Below are 20,727 nucleotides of genomic sequence, written 5' to 3' on the forward strand. Positions count from 1 at the left end.
GTAGGAATTGAACACCCGCGGGGTTTTCCGACGCAAATTCGGTTCGCGAATTCGGCTCAGCGGGCAATCCGCGATAAAATTCCGTAAAGGTGAGCCGGGAAGTCTGGTCGGCACGTGCATTCGATGCGTCACAACGTCGATCACGTTCATGTCTGTTGCATCCGAATTCGGTTGCACGAACAAAGGTCGTCCCCACGCGTGATCTCCACCCTGCGTTCCGAACTGTCCCGCTACCTCCGCACCGAAACGGTGGGCGGATCGATCCTCCTGATCGCTGCCGCCCTCGCTCTGATCTGGGTGAACTCGCCTTTCGGTGAGAGCTACATCGCACTACGTGACTTCCAGATCGGTCCGTCCGCACTCCATCTCGACCTCAGCTTGGGCACGTGGGCGCAGGACGGACTGCTTGCCGTCTTCTTCTTCGTCGCCGGCCTCGAACTCAAACGTGAACTGGTGGTCGGCGAACTCGCGGACCGCAAAGCCGCGATGCTCCCGATCATCGCGGCGTGCGGCGGCGTCCTGGTTCCCGCGATCATCGCGGCGTCCATCGGTTTCGGTACGCCCGGCATGGACAAGGGCTGGGCCATTCCCGTCGCGACGGACATCGCTTTTGCCCTCGGCGTGCTCGCGCTGACCGGCTCGAAGATCCCGGCGAGCGCCCGAGTTTTCCTGCTCAGCCTGGCCGTCGTCGACGATCTGCTCGCGATCATTCTCATCGCCGTACTGTTCACCGGTTCCCTCGCGATGTTGTGGCTGCTGACCGCGGCCGCAGCCCTGGCTGCCTACGCCTACGCCCAACACAAACGCATCACGACGCCGTTCCTCTACGTCCCGCTGGCACTACTGACCTGGTACGCGATGCACGAAGCGGGGATACACGCCACACTCGCGGGCGTCGCGCTCGGCTTGCTGACCCGGGTGAGGCGCGATCCGGACGAGGAGTACGCGCCCGGTAGCCGTCTCGAGCACCGCATTCAGCCCTACTCTGCAGGCTTCTGTGTCCCCGTCTTCGCACTGTTCGCCTCCGGTGTTCCGATCAACGCGGCGGTACTCGGCGACATTTTCACCGACCCCGTCGGGCAATCGGTTGTCGTCGGTCTTCTGGTCGGCAAAACCGTCGGAATCTTCGGAATTTCCCTGCTCGCGATCAAATTGGGGATAGCAACCAAACCCAAGACACTGGAATTGAGAGACATGTTTGCCCTCTCAGTTCTCGGTGGCATCGGGTTCACCGTTAGCCTGCTTGTAGCAGACCTCGCATTGGACGGGGTCGGCGATGGCAGCGAGGCCGAGATAGCGAAGGCCGCAGTTCTCGTGACATCGTTGGTGGCATCGCTGATCGGATCAGCGCTGCTGTGGCGACGTGGACGAGTTCATGCGGCTCGAGACGACGCTTCCGCCATTGCCACGGACGCGAGAGAACTACCTGGAGAGGTCGACAAGTGAGCTTGACCAACGGAGAGAGCCAGCGCTTCACCGGAGATGGAGTACCGAACACGGTCTCTTCCATCCCTCTCACCGATGTGGACGCCCGCACGCCGGGCGAGGCCACCATCGGGGCCCTCGTCAAGGACGCGACCGCACAGGTCTCCACCCTCGTGCGCGCCGAGGTCGAACTTGCCAAGGCCGAGGTGACGGGCGAGGTCAAGAAGGGTCTGCAGGGCAGCGTCTTCTTCATCCTGGCCTTCACGGTTCTGCTGTTCAGCTCGTTCTTCTTCTTTTTCTTCCTGGCCGAGATGCTCGACACCTGGGTGCCGCGCTGGCTGGCGTTCCTCATCGTCTTCCTGATCATGGTGGTGACCACCGCGATTCTGGCGCTGCTCGGTTATCTGCGCGTGCGCAAGCTGAGGGCTCCGGAGAAGACGATCGAATCGCTCAAGCAGGCCAAGAACGTCATCCCCGGCAGCCATGACGACGCAAAGCCGTCGGTCGATTTCAACGCGCGCCGGTAGCGAGTCTGATCGAAAGTGGCAGCCCCAGATCCATCTACCGTCAGGTTCGACGGCCCCTGGATTCACCGGGACATTCACGCCAACGGCATCCGGTTTCACGTCGTCGAGGTAGGCGACGCGGAGCCGGATGCTCCGTTGGTGGTCCTGTTGCACGGATTCGCCGATTTCTGGTGGTCCTGGCGCCATCAGTTGACGGCACTGTCGGAGCAGGGATTCCGCGTCGTCGCCATGGATCTTCGTGGGTACGGCGATTCCGACAAGCCCCCTCGCGGCTACGACGGTTGGACGCTCGCCGGTGACGTAGCCGGCCTCATTCGTGCGATGGGTTACGGCAAGGCCACGCTGATCGGTCATGCCGACGGCGGGTTGGTGTGCTGGGCGACCGCGCTCCTGCATCCACGCCTGGTGCGGTCGATCGCGCTGATCTCGTCTCCACACCCGATGGCGCTCAAGAAAGCAGTCGTCCGCGACCCCTATCAGCGCCGCGCGCTTTTGCCCTCGTTCCTGGCCTATCAGGTACCGCTACGCCCGGAACGTCGGTTGACGGCCGACAACGGCGCCGAAGTGGAGCGTCTGGTTCGCTCGCGGTCGGGCCCCACCTGGCCGCAGCAACCCGAATTCGCAGACGTCATGAGCAAGATGCGGTCCGCGATCCGGATCCCGGGCGTCGCGCATTCCACCTTGGAGTACCAGCGTTGGGCCTTCCGCAGCCAGCTCCGCCCCGAGGGCCGACGTTTCATGCGCTTGATGGATCAGGTTCTTCGCATTCCGATAGTCCAGATTCACGGCGAACTCGACCCGTACGTGCTCACCCGTACCGTGCGTCGCGACAAGCACTGGGCTCCCGGCGAGAAACTGCGCACCATTGCCGGAGTTGGTCACTACGCGCATCAGGAAGCCCCCGAGCGCGTCAACCGCGAACTCGCGGACTTCCTCCTTACAGAGAAGTGACCGCTACAGAATGCAGGCGCCTGTCGGCACCGGGGTCGACGCCGAGGCAGCCGCGTTCAACTGGCGCGAGACTTCCTGGGCGGTGAGGACGAATCCGGTGTCGCTGTCGTCGACGGCAGCACCGAACACGACGCCGAGGACCCGCCCCTGATCATCGACCATCGGTCCACCCGAGTTGCCCTGCCGGATGGATCCGCGGACGGTGTAGACCTCACGCTGGGTGGTTCCGGCCTTGTAGATGTCCGGCCCGTTCAGGTTGAGGACCTCACGAACGCGGGCTGCGCTGGCCGTGTACGGACCACCGCCGGGGTAGCCGAGCACCAACGCGTTGTCACCGGTCCGAGCCTGCTCCGGAGCGAACGGCAGCACCGGCGCGTCCAATCCGGGAACCGCCAGAATCGCGATGTCCACGGCGGAGTCGAAGAGAACCACCTGCGCGGGCAGTGCGCCTTCCATGGTGTCCACGGTGATGCTCTCGGTTCCGGCAACCACGTGGGCGTTGGTCATGACGCGTTCGGGGGCGACGATGAATCCGGATCCCTCGAGCGCGCGCTGGCAACTCGGTGCTACGCCGTTGATGCGGAGAACACTCGGACGCAACTGCGCCGCCAACGGACTGGCGAGAACGCTCGCGTCGGGTGCTTCGACCTCGGTGATGGGCGTGCGCCCGAACGGGCCGATGACGTCCGGCAGGCCGGAGGTGTCGAGCAGCGCCGAGAACTCGGTCGGGATGCGGCGCAGCCACTGCGGCGCCACTTCGTCCACGCTGGCGAGAACGTCCGAACCACGAACAGCGGCGGCAATGTTCGGCTGCGACGAGGAAGTGAGCGGAATCGCGAGCAACCACGCCGCGACCACGACAGCCACCGCCTGTAGACCCGCACCGATGACGCTGTCGACGGATCGCGCCGTCGGACTGTGCATTCCGCTGCGCGCCGCGCGTCCGAGCACCATACCGGCGACCTCGCCGATGATGACCAACACGACGATCAGCGAGATGCCCGCGAGGATGCGCAGCTTGCCTTCGGTGACGTGCACGAGCAGGTGCGGCGCCAACAGAATCCCGGCGACGGCACCGAGGATCACGCCGACGAACGCCAGCGCCGACGCCACCGCGCCCTGACGCCATCCGGACGTGGCCGCGATGAGGGCGACCAGAACGATGGCGATGTCCACCCAACGAGAACCTGTCATCGCGGCACCGCCGAATCCTCGACACCTTCACCGAACTCGGACAGCGCTGTGTCCAGGTCTCTCACGTCCTCGTAGTTCCACGGAATCTCCCAGCCCGACACCGTGAACAGCGCCGCGAGGATTCCTGCTGTGAACCCCCAGACCAGCATGCCGTCGGCGCGGAACGCCGGGCCCTGGTATCCGAGGGGATGTCGAACCTGAAACCGGTTGTCTGGGTCGAGCAACGTGCGCAGCGGCACCCGGGCCACCCGTCCGACCTCGCCCTCGTCCTGAATGCCCACCGTCGTCGGCTGCTCCCAGTAGCCGAGCACCGGCGTCACGTCGAAACCCGACGGCGGGATGAAGATCTCCGGCAGCACGGTGAGCGGCTGAACTCCGCTCGGATCGAGCCCGGTCTCCTCCTGCGCTTCACGCAGCGCGGTGCCGACGGGGCCGTCGTCGCCCGGATCGGCGGCGCCGCCCGGGAATGCGACCTGTCCGCTGTGCTGACGCATCGTCGACGCCCGTTGGGTCAGCAGGACGTCTGCGCCCTCCGGCAAGCCGCCGACGGCGAGAGGGTCGGCCTCACGCGGTCCGCCGAAGAGCACGAGCACCGCGGCCGGACGCGTCACGGTGCCGCGCGGCGCGCGACGCTCGAGGACGGGGTTGATCCGATGGGGATCGGTGGGCTGGGTGCTGGCGACAGCGCGCAACCACTCGGGAACCGGTGTACTCATACGACGACTCCCAGATATTGCGCCGCAGCGGCGGCGATCTCGTCCGCACTGCGGAAGGGTTGGGGCAAGACCTTGGCGACTGTTCCATCCGCGCGCACGAGCACCGACACCGGCAGCACCGGCGGTGCGCCCACTGCGATCCGTACCTTGCCGTCACCGTCCTGGACGCCGGGCAAACGCACCGAGTAGTCGATGAGTCGCGTCAAAGCGTTCTCCTGATTCGGATCCGAATGCACGGTCAGCACGTTGATGCTGCCGTCGGCGCGCTCCGCGAATTCCTGAAGGTACGGAAGCTCTTCGGCGCATGGCGCGCACCAGTACGCCCACAGATTGAGCAGAGTCGGCTTTCCGCCCACCGCTGCGGCAAGGTCGACGGGCGCTCCGTCGGCGACGCAGTCGAGGGTGATTCCGGCGAGAGCCGAGCCGGCAGGCGCTTCGCCGGTCGGAGTCGGGCAGGAGGCCAGAGCCGCCTGGCTACGGAGTTGATCGAGCGATTCCGACGACGGAGTGAACGTCGGCGGCTGATACGCGGACGAGGACGGGCCCGTCGACGTGGGCGTCGTGTCGTCTCCTCCGCGCGGCCAGATCGCCACGACGAGAGCCGCGACGACCACGAGCGCAGCGAGAGACCATCTTCCGGCACTTGTCATCGGCGATCACAACCCTGCCAGGGCGAGCAGATGATCGGTCTCGGGGCCTTTCACCAGGGCCGCGGCCTCGGTTTTGTCGGTCGGGCCGAGACCGTACGACGGGCAGTCCTTGGCCAGAACACACACACCGCATGCGGGCTTGCGCGCGTGGCAGACCCGTCGGCCGTGAAAGATCACGCGATGCGAGAGCAGAGTCCATTCCTTACGTTCGATCAGTGCCCCGACGGCGTGTTCCACCTTGACGGCATCTTCTTCCTCGGTCCACTTCCACCGACGCACGAGCCGACCGAAGTGGGTGTCGACGGTGATTCCCGGAATGTCGAAGGCATTGCCCAGCACGACGTTCGCGGTCTTGCGTCCGATGCCTGGGAGTTTCACCAGATCTTCGAGCTTGTTCGGGACCTGCCCGTCGTGGCGTTCGAGTAGCGCCTGACCGAGTCCGATCAGCGACGTCGTCTTGTTCCGGTAGAAGCCGGTGGAGCGGATGTACTCCTCGAGTTCGGTCCGATCGGCTTCCGCGTATGCCTTTGCGTCGGGATAACGGGCGAAGAGTGCCGGCGTGACCATGTTGACGCGGACGTCGGTGCATTGCGCCGACAGGATTGTCGCCACTGCCAGTTCCAACGGAGTCGTGAAGTCGAGTTCGCAGTACACGTGCGGGAAAGCCACAGCGAGCTCACGATTCATCCGACGCGCCCGGCGTACCAATCCGAGGTGTGATTCTTCCTTCCGCGCACCCCCCGAACGCGGTTTCTTCCGCTGCTCTGAACTGCCTGTCGGGGTGGTCTGCACTCAGACAACTGTACGGATACGACATGAGTGGAGACTCCGTCGTGTCGATTCTGAGACCTTCGACGTGTTTACTTCCCCCTATGCAAGGACTCGCAGTAATTCTCTTTCCGCTACTGCTTATGCTCTTTGCCCTGGCGATGGAACGAGTCGAAGGGCGATTGCGTCGGCTCTCGGTCCAAGAGCATGAAGTAGAAGACTTCCTCGACCAGGCAAGTCACGACGACGTCGCCCGCCTGGCAAGCGATGGGTTTCCCCATGCGTTCGCCCGCTTCCACCGGAGGCGTAAGGGCCGTCAGTCGGAGGCTCCCGAGAGCGCCAGCCTGGACGAAATCCGGACACAACGGGCAAGTTGACGGCCATACAAAGTAGTCACCGCAGCAGATTCCGGAAGAATTTTCGGCTCTTACGTGGCATCAATCACTCGTCGCGAGCTAACGGGACGTAGACTTCGATGCCGTACCTGTTGCATTGAACACAGATTGCATTGGACACAGTGTCTCACTCATGAGGGCTGAGCCTGTGTACGACGGTTTGTGCGCAGCGAGGGTACAAAGATAGATAGCGCAAAAATGACACCACAAACGAACAAATCCCAACAAGGAGCGCACGTGGACGACGTCCTGGCAAGAGCCGGCATCTTCCAAGGAGTCGAGCCCTCAGCGGTAGCGGCGCTGACAAAGCAGCTGCAGCCCGTCGACTTCCCCCGTGGACATGTCATCTTCAACGAAGGTGAACCCGGTGACCGCCTGTACATCATCGTGTCCGGCAAGGTGAAGATCGGTCGACGCTCACCCGACGGTCGCGAGAACCTGCTGACGATCATGGGCCCGTCCGACATGTTCGGCGAACTGTCCATCTTCGACCCCGGCCCCCGCACCTCGACGGCTACGACCGTCACCGAGGTTCGCGCCGTGAGCATGGACCGCGACGCTCTCAAGGCATGGATCCAGCAGCGCCCCGAGATCGCCGAGCAGCTTCTGCGCGTTCTCGCCCGCCGTCTGCGTCGTACCAACAACACCCTGGCCGACCTGATCTTCACGGACGTTCCCGGCCGTGTCGCCAAGGCGCTCCTGCAGCTCGCGCAGCGCTTCGGCACTCAGGAAGGTGGCGCCCTGCGCGTCACTCACGACCTCACGCAGGAAGAGATCGCCCAGCTCGTCGGCGCTTCCCGCGAGACCGTCAACAAGGCGCTCGCTGATTTCGCACACCGCGGATGGCTTCGCCTCGAAGGCAAGAGCGTCCTGATCTCGGATTCCGAGCGCCTCGCTCGTCGCGCGCGCTAGCTCTTCCTGTTCGACTCTTTCGGCCGCTCCCGCTTCGGTGGGGGGCGGCCGAAGTCGTTCACTGGACTCTTGTTGTACCTATCGGTAAAGTCTGTACCGATAGGTACATATCTGATCGAGAGGCCCCGCAATGACCGTCCGAGCACCGATTCCGCCCTTCACTCACGAAACTGCCGTCCAAAAGGTCCGCCTCGCCGAGGACGGATGGAACTCACGCGATCCGCACAAGGTGTCGCTGGCCTACACGCCGGACAGTTGGTGGCGTAATCGGTCGACGTTCGTCACGGGCCGATCCGAGATCGTCGAACTTCTGACCGAGAAGTGGACCCGCGAACTGGACTACCGGTTGATCAAAGAGTTGTGGGCACACAGCGACGACCGCATCGCAGTGCGATTCGCGTACGAGTGGCACGATCACGACGGGCAGTGGTTCCGCTCCTACGGCAACGAGAACTGGGAATTCGACGCCGACGGACTCATGCACCACCGTCATGCCAGCATCAACGACGTTCCCATCGAGGAGTCCGAGCGAAAGTTCTTCTGGGATCCGACCGGACCACGCCCGCACGATCATCCGGGCCTGAGCGAGTTGGGTCTGTGATGAAAGGATGAATCCATGGCCAGACAGGTAGCTGAACGCTCGGACACGATTCCCGCTCTCGCGAACGTGTTTCGAACCTACGGGTTCGACGGAGCAAGCCTGGCCGTGATCACCGAACACACCGGTTTGGGCAAAGGCAGTCTCTACAACTTCTTTCCGCGCGGGAAGGAAGAGATGGCCGAGGCGGTGCTCGACGAGGTCGACGGATGGTTTCGCGCCGAAGTCTTCGAACCTCTTCGAGCAGAATCGGTTCCACCGAGGCAGCGCATCCAGAGCATGTTCGCTACCGCGGGCGACTACTTTCGGTCAGGGCAACGCATTTGCCTGTTCGGCGCATTTGCACTCGGTGAAGAGCGAAACCGCTTCGGCGCCAGGGTCCGAACATACTTCGACGAATGGACAGCGGCTCTCGAGGCGGCACTCGTCGGTGCCGAAGATTCCATCGGACTCGCCGAAGAAGCCGTGGCCGGGATCCAAGGGGCGATCGTGATGTCCCGGGCACTGGACGACGGTTCCGTATACAGCCGAGTGACGACGCGACTCGAAGATCGACTGGTACAGGCACTCACGCCGTAACGCATACCGCACGACCACAAAGGCATTTGTGCCGCGGCATCCACCTGGCATGCTCGAAAAAGCATGCACAAGAAGAAAGGAACCCATGCCCTCGTTCGAGACGGTGATCGCATCCACCCCTTCGGGGAAGGTCCGCGGCCGAAAGCGTGACGGTTCCTACTACTTCGGTGCGATCCCCTACGCCAGCGCACCGCGCTTCGAGAAGCCGCGACCGGTGGAACCGTTCTCCGACGTCTTCGACGCCACAGCGCTTGGAACGGTCTTCCCCCAACCACCTTCACGACTCGAACGCATCATGGGGCCACCGCTCCCCGAACCGGAGCACAGCGAGGACAGCTTCACCGTCACCGTCACAACCCCGTCGCTGACCGGTCATCGCCCGGTGATGGTGTGGCTTCACGGTGGCGGGTACTCCAGTGGCGGCGGCTCACTCCCCTGGTACGACGGCGGCGCTTTGTCAGCCGAGGGCGACGTCGTCGTGGTGTCGGTCAACTATCGCGTCGGCGTGCTCGGATACCTCCTCCTCGACGGCGTCAGCGAAGGCAATCTCGGGGTACACGATCAGATCGCGGCGCTCGAGTGGGTGCGCGAGAACATCCAGGCATTCGGCGGCGACCCAGACTCGGTCACCGTATTCGGGCAGTCGGCCGGCGCTCATTCCATTGTGAATCTGTTGAGCAGTAACAACTCTCGAACCCTGTTCCATCGAGCAATTCTGCAGAGCACCCCACGGCCGGACCTCAACTTCACGCAGGCTGCCGCGATCGAGAACGGGGAGACGTTTGCCCGACTGCTCGACGGAGATCCTCGGACCGCGCCGCTCTCCCACATTCTCGACACATTCCGCGGCACGGCTGTCGAGTTCAGCCGGCGGTCCCCCAATGTCGTGCAACCGCCCTTCGCGCCGATCTCCGAACTGGAACCGGTGATCCGAACTTTCGAAACAGCGCTTGACGTCATCGTGGGATACACCCGAGACGAGGGATCTGCTTTCGTGCGCGACGTAGCGGGAGTACCCGATCCCGAACACGTCGCCGAAAAGGCACTGACACAGAACATGTTTGCCGAACCGGCAATGGAGCTGGCCGAGACCTTCACAGCGGCCGGCGCGTCGGTGTACACGTATCGCTTCGACTGGGCACCGACGGACGACGTCTTCGGGGCAACTCACTGCATAGAACTACCCTTCGTGTTGGGAACCGAGCAGTCCTGGCAGGGCTCACCGATGCTGGGCAGCAGCGACTGGCAGAGCATCGACGCACTGGGCCGTCGGATACGCCGGCACTGGACGTCGTTTGCGCACACGGGAAGTCCGGACAGCAGCGAAACCTGGGAGAAGTACACCTCGTCCCAATCGATCGGAATCACCTTCTCCTGAGCAACTTCGGGCGCCTACCCACCCGGAGAAATCCCGTCTAGGATTGCTCCATGGACATGCCCAAGCTCCTCGACGGGCGACTCAAACTCCGCCATCTCCTGCTCGTCGACGCATTGAGCCGTCAGGGCAGTGTGGTCGGCGCCGCTGCCGCACTTCACATCACGCAACCTGTCGCGACTCGGAGTCTGCACGACATCGAGTCCATTCTCGGCGTCTCGCTCTTCGACCGCGGCCCTCGCGGCATCACCCCGACCATTTTCGGCGAGGCCTTCACAACTCATGCACGGGCCGTGATCGCGCAGCTGACCGAAGCCGGGCGACACGTCGTCGAACTTGCCGACGCCAATCGCGGAACCGTCATCGTGGGAACACATCTCGCCGGATCCAACGTGCTGCTTCCCGGCGCTATCGCGCGCCTGAAGGTTCACCACCCGTTGCTCACCGTCGTCGTGCGCGAAGGTACGCCAGAGCAGTTGCTCACCGATCTGGAAGCGGGCCGAATCGACCTGATCGTCGGCCGGCTCACCTCACCTACCGATGACACCGCGACAAGACGGAACCTCTACGCCGAATCCGTCGAACTCGTCACCCGCGTAGATCACCCGCTCGCTCACCGCGAGGACGTCCAACTCGAAGAACTACGCGGCTTCCCCTGGATCCTTCCCGGGGTCGAGACAGTGCTCCGCCGCGAACTCGAGGAGTTCTTCGCCCGCAACGGCTTGCCGTTGCCCGAAAATCGGGTCGAGGCAACCTCTTTCCTCACCGTGCGTCAGCTACTGGTCGAGACCGACATGATCGCGGTACTACCGAGCCTCATCCCCCGCGACGACGCGCGCTTGACCACCCTGTCCATCACACTCGATCCGATCGGGCACAGCGTCGGCATCACCTCGTCGGCGACTCGCACGTCGAGTCCGTCCGCGCAGGCCCTGATCGCGACGCTGGAGTCCTTTGCAACTGAGCTCATGCGACCGTGAAACGCCGATCGGCCCGTTCCCTCTGGAGGGAACGGGCCGATGTCGGATCGACCAGGACTCAGGCGTTTTCGGAGACGCGAATCTCCTCGTGCTCCAAGCCCCGCGACGAATCGGGGACAATCTTGAACAGTGCGATGGCGCCGACCAGGCTGATCGTGCACACCCCGGCGAGATACCAGGTCACACCGACCGAAGATCCGGTGGCGTCGAGCAGAGCCGTGGCGATCATCGGTGCCAGTCCACCGCCGAGAATCGCACCGCTCTGGAGGATCAGAGACGAGCCGGAATAGCGGACCTTGGCCGGGAAGGTATCGGCGATGATGCTGCCCTGGACACAATGTGTGACCGGAACGATCAGGCCCATGCCCAGGAACGCGATGACGGCGACCATTTTGTTCTCGGTGTTGAGGAGCGGGAAGAACACGATGCACCACAACAGGATTGCGGCAGATCCGCCGATGAACATGTGCCGACGCCCGTACTTGTCGGCGATCTTTGTCCAGAACGGGATGGAAAGGAACCACAGGACTGCTGCCGCGGTCACGCTGAGCACCAGGAATTGCTTGTCGTAGCCCAGATGTTGAGTTCCGTACGACAGGGTGAACACCATGAAGGCGTACGCCACGGCGGAGTTCGCCAAGCACGCGGCAAGCGTGAGAGACAAACGGGGGAAGCCGACCTTGAGCGACTCACGCAGCGGGAAGCGGACTATTTCGCCCTTCTCCATGATCCCGGCGAATGACGGCGACTCGGTGACGCGCAGGCGAATCACCAGACCGATCGCCACCAGAACGAAGCTGAGCAGGAACGGGATTCGCCAACCCCACGAAGCGAATGCCGAGTCCGACATCACGGCGTTGGTCGTCAGGAAGATGCCGTTGGCGAGAACCAGTCCGGCGGGTGTGCCCATCTGCGGGAAACCTGCATAGAGATTCTTCTGCCCCGCCGGCGCGTGCTCCATCGACATGAGCGTCGCTCCGGCGCCTTCACCGCCCAGACCGATGCCCTGAACGACGCGCATTGCCACCAGGAGGACGGGCGCCCAGAAACCGATGGAGTCGTAGTTCGGGATGATGCCGATGAGTGTGGAACCGACGCCCATCATCACCAATGAGACCACGAGCGTGGCCTTGCGCCCGATCCGGTCACCGAAGTGCCCGAACACGAGTCCACCCACCGGCCGTGCAATGAACCCGACGGCGAAGGTGCTGAAGGCAGCCAGCGTGCCGGCCGTGGGGCTCAGGCTCGGGAAGAATTGTTTGTTGAAGATCAACGCGGCAGCTGTGCCGTAGAGGAAGAAGTCGTACCATTCGAGAGTTGTGCCGGCCAGGGTTGCCATGGCAACGCGGCTACGGGCCGCTTTCTCCGGCAACGGCTTTCCGTCGCTCGTAGTGCTGTTGGATATCTTGTCTGACATCGCGGAACCTATCGATTGGATGGGGCAGGCGGACGATGAAATCTGTAGTCACCGACCCCGTCTTCGGGATTGTCGGTATCACGAGCGTCGTCGATCGTTGTGTTTGGAATTGTGCTCGCTCGAGACATGACTCACAAATGCCGAATTCACCGTCCGCCATACCGGAAAAGGTATAGCCGGGGCCTCAGACGAGACCCAGGAAGCGTTCGGCATTCCCCCGCGAAATCAGTTGGCGCGCAGTATCGTCCAAGAACTCACTCTTGCGAACCACCTCACCGACCGGACGCTCCCCCAAGGGGTACGGGTAATCACTACCCACCATCACACGGTCCACCCCCACCGTGTCCACCAACAGTCGCAGCGCACGCTCGTCGAAGACGACGGAATCCACGTAGAACCTTCCCAGGTAGTGCGAAGGCGGGAACTGCGACGTACCGATGATGTCGTTGCGGCCGTGCCAGGCGTTTTCCATCCGGCCCAACCAGAACGCGAAAGATCCACCACCGTGCGCAAATCCGATCTTGAGACGATCGTCGATCTTGTCGAACACCCCACCGAGAATCAGTGCGAGTATCGACAGGTGCGTTTCGGCCGGCATCGCAGTGAGCCACTGCGCCATCCAGCGATCGAGGCGCGGAGAGTTGGCCATGTCCCACGGGTGCACGAATACCGGCACGTCCAGCGACGCGCAGTGCTGCAGGAACGTCACCACCCCCTCGCTGTCGAGGTCCAGATCGCCGACATGATTGCCGATCTCGACACCGCGGTGCCCGTTCGCGATGCACCGCTCCAACTCACGGCACGCTGCGTCGGTGTCTTGCAGAGGCACCTGGCAGAACGGAATCAAACGATCCTTCGCCGGCTCCACGATCTCGAGTGCGAGGTCGTTGAAGATCCGTGCAATGCGACTTGCCTGCTCACCGCTCCGGCCATAGTTGAAGAACGCCGGAGTAGGTGAGACGACCTGCGTCTGCACGCCGTCGGCATCCATGTCCCGAAGCCGCACCTCGGCGTCCCAGGCATCGGACTGGATGCGGCGGAACTCCTTGGTGCCCATCATGATCATTGCTTCGGTTTCCGACTCGACCTTCAGCCACGGCGCTTGCGGCCCCGCGTCTTCGGTCAGATCCGGCCACCCGTTGGGCACGTAGTGGGTGTGGATGTCGATCAGGTTGCTCATAGCTCAGCCCTTGCCGGGATGGAGCGTGCCGCACTTGTCACACGTGCGGGCTTCTTCGCTCTCGTAGAACTTGACGAACACCGGCGGAAGGTCGGCCACGATGTCGCGCACCTGAAGTTCGACCTCGTGAATCTTGTGATCGCATTCGAGGCAGTACCACTGGAACTTCTCGAGCGTGCCTTCCTTGCGGACGCGTTCGATGACCAGGCCGATCGAGCCCGCGGTGGGACGCTGCGGCGAATGCGGAATGTCTCCTGGCAGCAACCAAGTTTCACCCTCGCGAATGTCGACGCGCTGAGGACCGTCTTCGGTCATGACATTGACGTGGATGTCGCCTTCGAGCTGGTAGAACCACTCCTCGTACGGATCGAGGTGGTAGTCGGTCCGCTGGTTGGGGCCGCCGACGACCTGCACGATGAAATCGTCTCCGAGCGCCATCGTCTGATTGTTGACTGGCGGCTGCAGGAGGTGGCGGTTGTCGTCGATCCACTTCTTGAAGTCGATGACGGGAGGAATCGTGGTCATGATGCATTCTCCGTATCTTCGGACGCCGAGCGTCGGGAGGCGGGCACGTACGCCACGCCGGAAATTTCGATGAGCAGGTGAGGGTGGGGCAGCTGGTGAACAGCCACAGTCGTTCTCGTCGGACCGTTTTCGTCGAACAGTTCGGCGTACACCTCGTTGTATCCGCCGAAGTCGTTCATCGACACCAGGTAGGAGGTGACCTGAACCAGATCACTCAGTTCTCCGCCCACTTCGGCGAGAATCGCCGTGATGTTCTCGATGACGGCACGCGTCTGCGCCCGAATGTCGAGCGCCGTGGTCCCCATCTCGTCGACCTCGACGCCGACAAACGTGTTGTCGGGTCGACGCGAACTGGTCCCGGAGACATAGACGAAATCGCCGACCACCTTGACGTGGGGGAACTTTCCGCGCGGCTTCGCCAGCTTCTCGATGACCTGCGCCCCACTCATCGCTTCACACCTTTCACCGTGACGGTTCCGAGTCCGTCGATCGTGCACTGTGCGACGCCCTCGTCGAGTCGCACAGCTGCTGTGGCGGCACCGGCCAGAATTACCTGCCCGGCGCGCAACGGGATTCGGCGTCGACGAGCGATGTCGAGCAGTGCATGCAGAGCTCGCACCGGATCGCCGAGAATGGCCGACGTGGAACCGACTACCGTCTCGCCGCCGACTTCCATACGTACGGAACGGTCTTCGACGTTCTGTAGCGGCAGCCACCTCCCGATCACGTACCCGGCAGCGCTGGTGTTGTCAGCGACGACGTCGGTGTAGGTGAAGCGGAAGTCGCGGTACCGCGAGTCGATGATCTCCATTGCGGGAGCCAGTGCGTCGACGCAGGTTTCGATGTCGACGTTCGGATCGTCGAGATCGACGTCCTTCGACAAGCGGTATGCCACTTCGGGTTCGATCTTGGGATGAATGAACGTCCTCAGGTCGACTTCGCCGCCGTTGCTCACGCACATCGCGTCGGTCAACTGACCGACGATCACTTCGGAGACACCCATCTGCGCCATCTTCGCTTTGCTCGTGAAGCCGAGCTTGATGCCCACAATCGATTCACCACGGCTGGTGCGCCGTTCGAGGAGTTCGTTCTGGATCCGGTAGGCCTGGTCGATGTCGATGGTGTGTTCGTCGGCGAGGCTCGGCGTGTCGGTGCGCGTCTGCGCAGCGTCGTCGAGGCGACGCGCGAGCGCGGATACGGTGTCTTCGGGGGCTGTCATCACGCCTCGCTCATTTCTGGAAATCTTTTGCGGTTTCGATGTTCACAGTTGCACACATACATTCGTCGGTTCGGTGTAGAAGTGCAGCGAGGACTCGCCGCCCTCACGTCCGATGCCGGACAGGCCCATGCCGCCGAAGGGAGATCGCAGTTCGCGGGTGAACCACGTGTTGACCCAGGAGATTCCGACGTTCATCTTCTGCGCGACGCGGTGCCCGCGGCGCAGGTCGTTGGTCCACACGGAGGCAGCAAGGCCGTACTCGGTGTCGTTTGCCAGGGCGATCGCCTCGGCTTCGGTCTCGAACGGAATGAGTGCTGCGACGGGTCCGAAGATCTCCTCGCGCACGGCGCGATCCTTGTTGGTCAAGCCTGTCCACAGGGTGGGTTCGATCCAGGATCCGCCCGACAGTTCCTGTCCGAGGTCCGGAATACCGCCGCCGGTCAGCACTTTCGCGCCTTCCTGCTCGGCGATCTCGAAGTAGTCGAGTACCTTCTTCCGGTGTGCCTGCGAAATGAGCGGTCCGGTCGTCGTTGCATCGAGCGTCGGGTCGCCCAGACGCAGTCCTGCTGCCCGCTCGACGAGTCCACCGGCGATGTCGTCGAAAATGCTGCGGTGCACGTACACCCGCTCGGTGCACAGGCAGACCTGGCCGGTATTGGTGAACACCGATTTGGTCAGGCCCGTCAGGGCTTCGTCGATGTCGACGTCGTCGAAGACGATCGCGGCGTTCTTGCCGCCGAGCTCGAACGAGACCGGACGGACTCGCGGCGCAACGGTTTTCATGACATGCGAACCCGTTGCCGAAGATCCGGTGAAGGTGACCCCGTCGATACCGGGGTGCGTGGTGAGGAACTCGCCGGCCGAGTTCGCACCGAATCCATGGACGACGTTGTAGACGCCGGCAGGCAGGCCGACCTCTTCGAGCACCTCGGCCAGCAACGACGCAGTCGCCGGGGTCTCCTCGGAAGGTTTGACCACCACGGAGTTTCCGCACGCGAGCGCGGGCGCGACCTTCCAGGTCAGGAGAAGCAGCGGCAGGTTCCACGGAACGATCACGGCGACGACGCCGAGCGGCTTGCGGATCGCGTAGTTCAGCGCCTGCTTGCCGCCCGCGAGATCCGTGACAAACGATTCCTGTCCCGCCGCGGCGACGATGTCGGCGAAGGTGCGGAAGTTCGTCAGGGCGCGCGCGACGTCGAGTTCGCGTGCCTGCGTGATCGGCTTGCCGGTGTCCGCCATCTCTGCGGCGACGAACTCTTCGAATCGCTCCTCGATCCGGTCGGCGGCGCGTCGCAGCAGAGCCGTCCGCTCTCGAACCGGCGTATCGGCCCAACCGTTGTCCAGAGCACGTCTGGCAGAGGTCACGGCCCGATCGACCAGGGCCTTGTCGGCCTCGTGGACCCGGGCGAGAACACGGCCCGTTGCTGGGTCGACCTGATCGAAGCTCGACGACTCGTCGGGTTCGACATAGGAGCCGTCCACGTAATTGCGGATCCATCCGTCGCATTGTGAGGTCATGGACTAACTATTGGCCCGTGACCCATATCAAACAAATGCAAAAACTGCCGCCAGCTATACCTCGATCGGCATAGATGGCGGCAGTTCGGCCACACAACTCAGCTCTGCATGTCGGCGCCGAGCGCCTCAGCGTCGCAGATACGCCAACTGCACGTTGACGGATTTCTCCGCGACCGGCCACAACTTCGGGTCCACGTCTGAGTAGACGTGTTCGACTACGTCGCGCACCGAGGCCGACTCCCCCAACGTCGACAGAGCGGCCCGCACCTGATCCAGACGCTCCTCGCGGTGGGCGAGGTACTGCTGCGAAATCGCCTGCAGATCGGGTAGGTCCGGACCGTGCCCGGGAAGAACCGTCAGTCCTTCGCCGAGTGCGGCCAGCGATCGCAGCGAGGTGAGGTAGTCCCCCAGATCGCCGTCAGAGTCGTCGAGAACTGCCGTGCCGCGGCCGAGAATGGTGTCGCCCGTCAGCACGCTCGCATCGTTCTCGATGACTATCGACACCGAATCCGCGGTATGGCCCGGCGTCGCGAGGATCCGCAACTTCAGGCCCGCTACCTCGATCACTTCACCGTCGACAAGCGCCGAAGCGCCCCCGCGAAGAAAAGTAGGGTCGACGGAACGCACTGGAGCCGAAGTCAATTCGTGGAAACGGTCCACCCCGCCGGTGTGGTCGTAGTGCCGGTGCGTGATCAAGGTCAGCGCTACCGGACCGATACCAGCGACACGTTGCAGGTGTTCCTCGTCGTTGTCGCCTGGATCGACGACAACACACTCGACGCTGCCCGGAGCATGCAGAATCCAAGTGTTCGTACCGTCCAGCGTCATCATGCCCGGGTTGTTCTCGAGCAAGACCGAAGCGATGTCGGTGACGCGGCGAAGCTGCGCGTAGGCGGGATGGACAGTCGACATCAGCGAACTTCGACGATCAGTTCCACCTCGACCGGAGAGCCGAGGGGAAGTTCTGCCACGCCGACTGCCGAACGGGCGTGGATACCGGCGTCGCCGAGCACCTCACCGAGGAACTCGGATGCGCCGTTGATCACGCCGGGCTGACCGGTGAATCCTTCGGCGGATGCCACGAAGCCGACAACCTTGACGACACGAACGACGTTGTCGATGCCGACCAGGGCGTCGATGGCAGCGAGAGCGTTGAGCGCGCAGGTGCGAGCCGCGGCCTTGGCGTCCTCATCCGACACGCCCGCGCCGAGCTTGCCGGTCAGCGCCAGTTTTCCGTCGACGAACGGGAGCTGACCCGACGTGTACACGTGGTTGCCGCTGCGAACCGCGGGAACGTACGCAGCGACGGGTGCCGCGACGGCGGGAAGTGCAATGCCCAGTTCGGCGAGACGCTCCGACCAGGTCTGTGTTGCCTCTGCCATGTGATTCAGCCCTTCGGACGCTTCATGTACGCGACGTGCTGCTCGCCCGACGCGCTCGGCAGGACGGCGACGAGTTCCCAGCCGTCGACACCCCAGTTGTCGAGAATTGCCTTCGGATTGTGGACCAGCAACGGAGTCACGGTGTATTCCCAGGAAGTTATTTCGCTCATGCGGTGAGCCTATCCCGCGTACATCTTCGGCCCCAGACTTATAGGCTCGCGGTGTGGTTGCATCCCAAGATGAGCTGAGCAGGACCTGGCCCGAGTCTGCGACGAAGGCCCGCCTGCACTTTGTGTCAGGTAAAGGCGGAACCGGTAAGTCCACGGTTGCCGCCGCGTTGGCGCTCGCGTTGGCCGAAGGCGGCAAGCGCGTTCTCCTCGTGGAGGTCGAGGGCCGCCAGGGAATCGCGCAGCTCTTCGACGTACCACCGCTTCCACCGCAGGAGACCAAGGTCGCGGCCGCCGAAGGTGGCGGTGAAGTGATGGCTCTGGCCGTCGACATCGAGACCGCGTTCCTCGAATACCTCGAAATGTTCTACAACCTCGGCTTCGCCGGCCGGGCGATGCGTAAGTTCGGCGCCATCGAATTCGCCACCACAATCGCTCCAGGCCTTCGCGACGTTCTGCTCACCGGCAAGATCAAGGAGTGCGTCATCCGCACCGATCGAACCGGCAAACGCGTGTACGACGCCGTTGTCGTCGATGCTCCCCCGACCGGGCGGATCGGCAGCTTCCTCGACGTCACCAAGGCGATGGCCGACCTCGCCAAGGGCGGCCCGGTGCATTCGCAGAGTGAAGGCGTCGTTCGGCTGCTGCACTCGCCGGAGACCGTCGTACATCTTGTTGCGCTTCTCGAAGCGCTGCCCGTTCAGGAAACCGCCGACGCCGCCGCAGAACTGGCGCGTGACGACCTCAACCTCGGTGCCATCATCGTCAACCGCGCCAGCCCGAGGTTCTTGCCCGAAGACCAACTCTCCGGTGCTGCAGCCGGCAACATCGATGCAGCTTCGATCCGGTCGACGCTCTCCGATGTCGGCATCGATCTGTCCGACGACGACTTCGCCGGCCTGCTCACCGAGACGATCGAGCACGCGTCGGTGCTCGAAGCTCAAGAATCCAGTGCGGAGAAGCTCCGCGAGATCGACGGCGCGCGGGTGCAACTTCCCGCACTCGCCGACGGCGTCGATCTCGGTGGGCTCTACGAGCTGGCCGAATACCTCACGGAACAGGGCGTGTGATGACCGAGACCACCGAGAACGTGACGGTCGGCAGTTCCAGGACCGGCCGACGCGCAGCTCCTGCCCTCGATATTTCGGCGATCATCAAGGACCCGACGGCCCGGATCGTGGTGTGTTGCGGCGCAGGTGGCGTCGGCAAGACCACGACGGCTGCGTCGCTGGCGTTGCGGGCAGCCGAAGAGGGCCGACGCGTAGTCGTCCTCACCATCGATCCGGCCCGTCGCCTCGCACAGGCCTTGGGTGTGGCCGAACTCGACAACACTCCGCAGCCGGTGAAGCTGGGTCCCGAGGCCACGGGCGAACTCCACGCGATGATGCTGAACATGCGTCGGACTTTCGACGAGATGGTCATCGAGCATTCGAGCCCTGAGAAGGCCGAGCAGATCCTGGCGAATCCCTTTTACCAAACCGTTGCCACATCGTTCTCCGGAACGCAGGAGTACATGGCGATGGAGAAGTTGGGGCAGCTGGCGTCGAACGACGCGTGGGATCTGGTGATCGTCGATACCCCGCCGTCGCGCAATGCGCTCGACTTCCTCGACGCTCCACAGAGGCTCGGAACATTCCTCGACGGACGGATGATCCGGCTGCTCTCGGCACCCGGCCGTGGCCTGACCAGGCTCGTGGCCGGCGCGATGGGATTGGCCCTGAAGGGTGTCTCGACCATCGTGGGAAGCCAAATGCTTTCGGATGCATCGGCATTCGTGCAGTCGCTCGACTCGATGTTCGGCGGTTTCCGTGAACGCGCCACGAAGACCTACGAGTTGCTGCGTCAGCCGGGGACTCATTTCCTGGTGATCGCAGCGGCCGAGCCCGACGCTCTCCGTGAGGCGGCGTTCTTCGTCGATCGCCTTGCGGGTGACTCGATGCCGTTGGCCGGTCTGGTTCTCAACCGCACTCACCCGACGTTGACGGCTCTGCCTGCCGATCATGCGGTGACCGCCGCCGACAAACTGGAAGCGAAGGAAAATGCGACCGAGGCCGAGGCCCTCACCGCAGCCGTTCTCCGCATCCATGCCCATCGGGCAGTGATCGCGAAGCGAGAAATCGCCTTGCTGAGTCGATTCACCGCAGCTCACCCGAGGGTGCCGCTGATCGGTGTTCCGTCGCTACCGTTCGAGGTCTCGGACCTCGAGGCGCTGCGCGCGGTGGGAGATCAGCTCACTCGTAAGGGCTGAT

At 63.3% G+C, this 20,727-nt stretch carries 24 protein-coding genes; 11 read left to right on the forward strand and 13 right to left on the reverse strand.

Annotated elements, in window-relative coordinates; genetic code table 11:
* Positions 1-114 precede the first annotated feature (114 nt).
* The 3 genes from nhaA to V3587_RS24435 are packed head-to-tail and all read left to right on the forward strand — an operon-like array spanning position 115 to position 2,903.
* Positions 115-1,446, forward strand: a complete 1,332-nt coding sequence (gene nhaA, locus V3587_RS24425) for a Na+/H+ antiporter NhaA (protein WP_371683642.1) — start codon at positions 115-117, stop codon at positions 1,444-1,446.
* Complete coding sequence (locus V3587_RS24430) at positions 1,443-1,952, forward strand: phage holin family protein (RefSeq protein WP_007732413.1); 510 nt, start codon at positions 1,443-1,445, stop codon at positions 1,950-1,952. Before nhaA ends, V3587_RS24430 begins: the two co-directional genes overlap by 4 nt.
* Before the next feature lie 15 nt (positions 1,953-1,967).
* The gene (locus tag V3587_RS24435; RefSeq protein WP_116057384.1) at positions 1,968-2,903 is read left to right on the forward strand and encodes an alpha/beta fold hydrolase; all 936 of its coding nucleotides are present in this window, start codon (positions 1,968-1,970) and stop codon (positions 2,901-2,903) included.
* 3 nt (positions 2,904-2,906) lie between these two features.
* Here the strand turns inward: V3587_RS24435 and V3587_RS24440 are convergent, their stop codons facing one another.
* From V3587_RS24440 to nth, 4 genes are read right to left on the reverse strand one after another with little or no spacing between them, the layout of a single operon-like run.
* A complete protein-coding gene (locus tag V3587_RS24440; protein ID WP_003946095.1) occupies positions 2,907-4,097 on the reverse strand; it encodes a MarP family serine protease in 1,191 nt (396 codons plus the stop codon).
* Complete coding sequence (locus V3587_RS24445) at positions 4,094-4,813, reverse strand: NUDIX hydrolase (RefSeq protein ID WP_007732411.1); 720 nt, start codon at positions 4,811-4,813, stop codon at positions 4,094-4,096. Before V3587_RS24445 ends, V3587_RS24440 begins: the two co-directional genes overlap by 4 nt.
* The gene (locus tag V3587_RS24450) at positions 4,810-5,463 is read right to left on the reverse strand and encodes a TlpA family protein disulfide reductase (protein WP_116057385.1); all 654 of its coding nucleotides are present in this window, start codon (positions 5,461-5,463) and stop codon (positions 4,810-4,812) included. Before V3587_RS24450 ends, V3587_RS24445 begins: the two co-directional genes overlap by 4 nt.
* Positions 5,464-5,469: 6 nt before the next feature.
* Complete coding sequence (gene nth / locus V3587_RS24455; RefSeq protein ID WP_003943471.1) at positions 5,470-6,255, reverse strand: endonuclease III; 786 nt, start codon at positions 6,253-6,255, stop codon at positions 5,470-5,472.
* 80 nt (positions 6,256-6,335) lie between these two features.
* On the opposite strand from nth, the gene V3587_RS24460 reads away from it, so the two are divergent.
* The 6 genes from V3587_RS24460 (at position 6,336) to V3587_RS24485 (ending at position 11,070) form a co-directional block, all read left to right on the forward strand.
* Complete coding sequence (locus V3587_RS24460) at positions 6,336-6,608, forward strand: hypothetical protein (protein WP_064112040.1); 273 nt, start codon at positions 6,336-6,338, stop codon at positions 6,606-6,608.
* A gap of 255 nt (positions 6,609-6,863) precedes the next feature.
* Positions 6,864-7,538, forward strand: coding sequence for a Crp/Fnr family transcriptional regulator (locus tag V3587_RS24465; protein WP_003943506.1), 675 nt, complete (start codon positions 6,864-6,866; stop codon positions 7,536-7,538).
* Positions 7,539-7,668: 130 nt separating this feature from the next.
* Positions 7,669-8,139 carry a nuclear transport factor 2 family protein gene (locus tag V3587_RS24470; protein ID WP_007732407.1) on the forward strand — a complete coding sequence of 157 codons (471 nt, stop codon included), beginning with the start codon at positions 7,669-7,671 and terminating at the stop codon, positions 8,137-8,139.
* Positions 8,140-8,154: 15 nt separating this feature from the next.
* Positions 8,155-8,715, forward strand: a complete 561-nt coding sequence (locus tag V3587_RS24475; RefSeq protein WP_042446684.1) for a TetR/AcrR family transcriptional regulator — start codon at positions 8,155-8,157, stop codon at positions 8,713-8,715.
* 85 nt (positions 8,716-8,800) lie between these two features.
* Entirely contained in the window at positions 8,801-10,093 is a 1,293-nt protein-coding gene (locus V3587_RS24480) for a carboxylesterase family protein (protein ID WP_283377288.1), read from the forward strand.
* Positions 10,094-10,143: 50 nt separating this feature from the next.
* On the forward strand, positions 10,144-11,070 hold the full coding sequence (locus V3587_RS24485; RefSeq protein WP_003943516.1) for a LysR substrate-binding domain-containing protein: 927 nt from the start codon (positions 10,144-10,146) through the stop codon (positions 11,068-11,070).
* Between the two features lie 58 nt (positions 11,071-11,128).
* Here the strand turns inward: V3587_RS24485 and V3587_RS24490 are convergent, their stop codons facing one another.
* From V3587_RS24490 to V3587_RS24530, 9 genes are all read right to left on the reverse strand, one after another.
* Positions 11,129-12,487 (reverse strand): MFS transporter, encoded by a 1,359-nt coding sequence (locus tag V3587_RS24490; RefSeq protein WP_058227134.1) that lies wholly within the window; start codon positions 12,485-12,487, stop codon positions 11,129-11,131.
* A 184-nt stretch (positions 12,488-12,671) separates the two neighbouring features.
* Positions 12,672-13,667: an amidohydrolase family protein gene (locus tag V3587_RS24495; protein ID WP_042922846.1), complete on the reverse strand. Its 996-nt coding sequence runs from the start codon at positions 13,665-13,667 to the stop codon at positions 12,672-12,674.
* Between the two features lie 3 nt (positions 13,668-13,670).
* Positions 13,671-14,192, reverse strand: a complete 522-nt coding sequence (locus tag V3587_RS24500; protein WP_003943511.1) for a 3-hydroxyanthranilate 3,4-dioxygenase — start codon at positions 14,190-14,192, stop codon at positions 13,671-13,673.
* Positions 14,189-14,641: a RidA family protein gene (locus tag V3587_RS24505; protein WP_007732394.1), complete on the reverse strand. Its 453-nt coding sequence runs from the start codon at positions 14,639-14,641 to the stop codon at positions 14,189-14,191. The genes V3587_RS24500 and V3587_RS24505 overlap by 4 nt, the downstream gene beginning before the upstream one ends.
* Positions 14,638-15,411, reverse strand: coding sequence for a 2-keto-4-pentenoate hydratase (locus V3587_RS24510; protein WP_003943526.1), 774 nt, complete (start codon positions 15,409-15,411; stop codon positions 14,638-14,640). The genes V3587_RS24505 and V3587_RS24510 overlap by 4 nt, the downstream gene beginning before the upstream one ends.
* A gap of 42 nt (positions 15,412-15,453) precedes the next feature.
* Positions 15,454-16,929: a 2-hydroxymuconic semialdehyde dehydrogenase gene (locus tag V3587_RS24515; protein ID WP_042446666.1), complete on the reverse strand. Its 1,476-nt coding sequence runs from the start codon at positions 16,927-16,929 to the stop codon at positions 15,454-15,456.
* 126 nt (positions 16,930-17,055) lie between these two features.
* Entirely contained in the window at positions 17,056-17,841 is a 786-nt protein-coding gene (locus tag V3587_RS24520; RefSeq protein ID WP_007732381.1) for an MBL fold metallo-hydrolase, read from the reverse strand.
* On the reverse strand, positions 17,841-18,311 hold the full coding sequence (locus V3587_RS24525; RefSeq protein WP_003943508.1) for a RidA family protein: 471 nt from the start codon (positions 18,309-18,311) through the stop codon (positions 17,841-17,843). The genes V3587_RS24520 and V3587_RS24525 overlap by 1 nt, the downstream gene beginning before the upstream one ends.
* Before the next feature lie 5 nt (positions 18,312-18,316).
* Positions 18,317-18,481 (reverse strand): hypothetical protein, encoded by a 165-nt coding sequence (locus V3587_RS24530; RefSeq protein WP_003943454.1) that lies wholly within the window; start codon positions 18,479-18,481, stop codon positions 18,317-18,319.
* A 53-nt stretch (positions 18,482-18,534) separates the two neighbouring features.
* On the opposite strand from V3587_RS24530, the gene V3587_RS24535 reads away from it, so the two are divergent.
* Together V3587_RS24535 and V3587_RS24540 are read left to right on the forward strand one after the other, a co-directional pair.
* The gene (locus tag V3587_RS24535; protein ID WP_037130910.1) at positions 18,535-19,548 is read left to right on the forward strand and encodes an ArsA family ATPase; all 1,014 of its coding nucleotides are present in this window, start codon (positions 18,535-18,537) and stop codon (positions 19,546-19,548) included.
* Entirely contained in the window at positions 19,548-20,726 is a 1,179-nt protein-coding gene (locus V3587_RS24540; protein WP_007732380.1) for an ArsA family ATPase, read from the forward strand. Before V3587_RS24535 ends, V3587_RS24540 begins: the two co-directional genes overlap by 1 nt.
* Position 20,727 lies beyond the last annotated feature (1 nt).

The organism is Rhodococcus sp. IEGM 1306 (assembly GCF_036541985.1).
In the GTDB taxonomy this organism is placed as follows: domain Bacteria; phylum Actinomycetota; class Actinomycetes; order Mycobacteriales; family Mycobacteriaceae; genus Rhodococcus_F; species Rhodococcus_F qingshengii.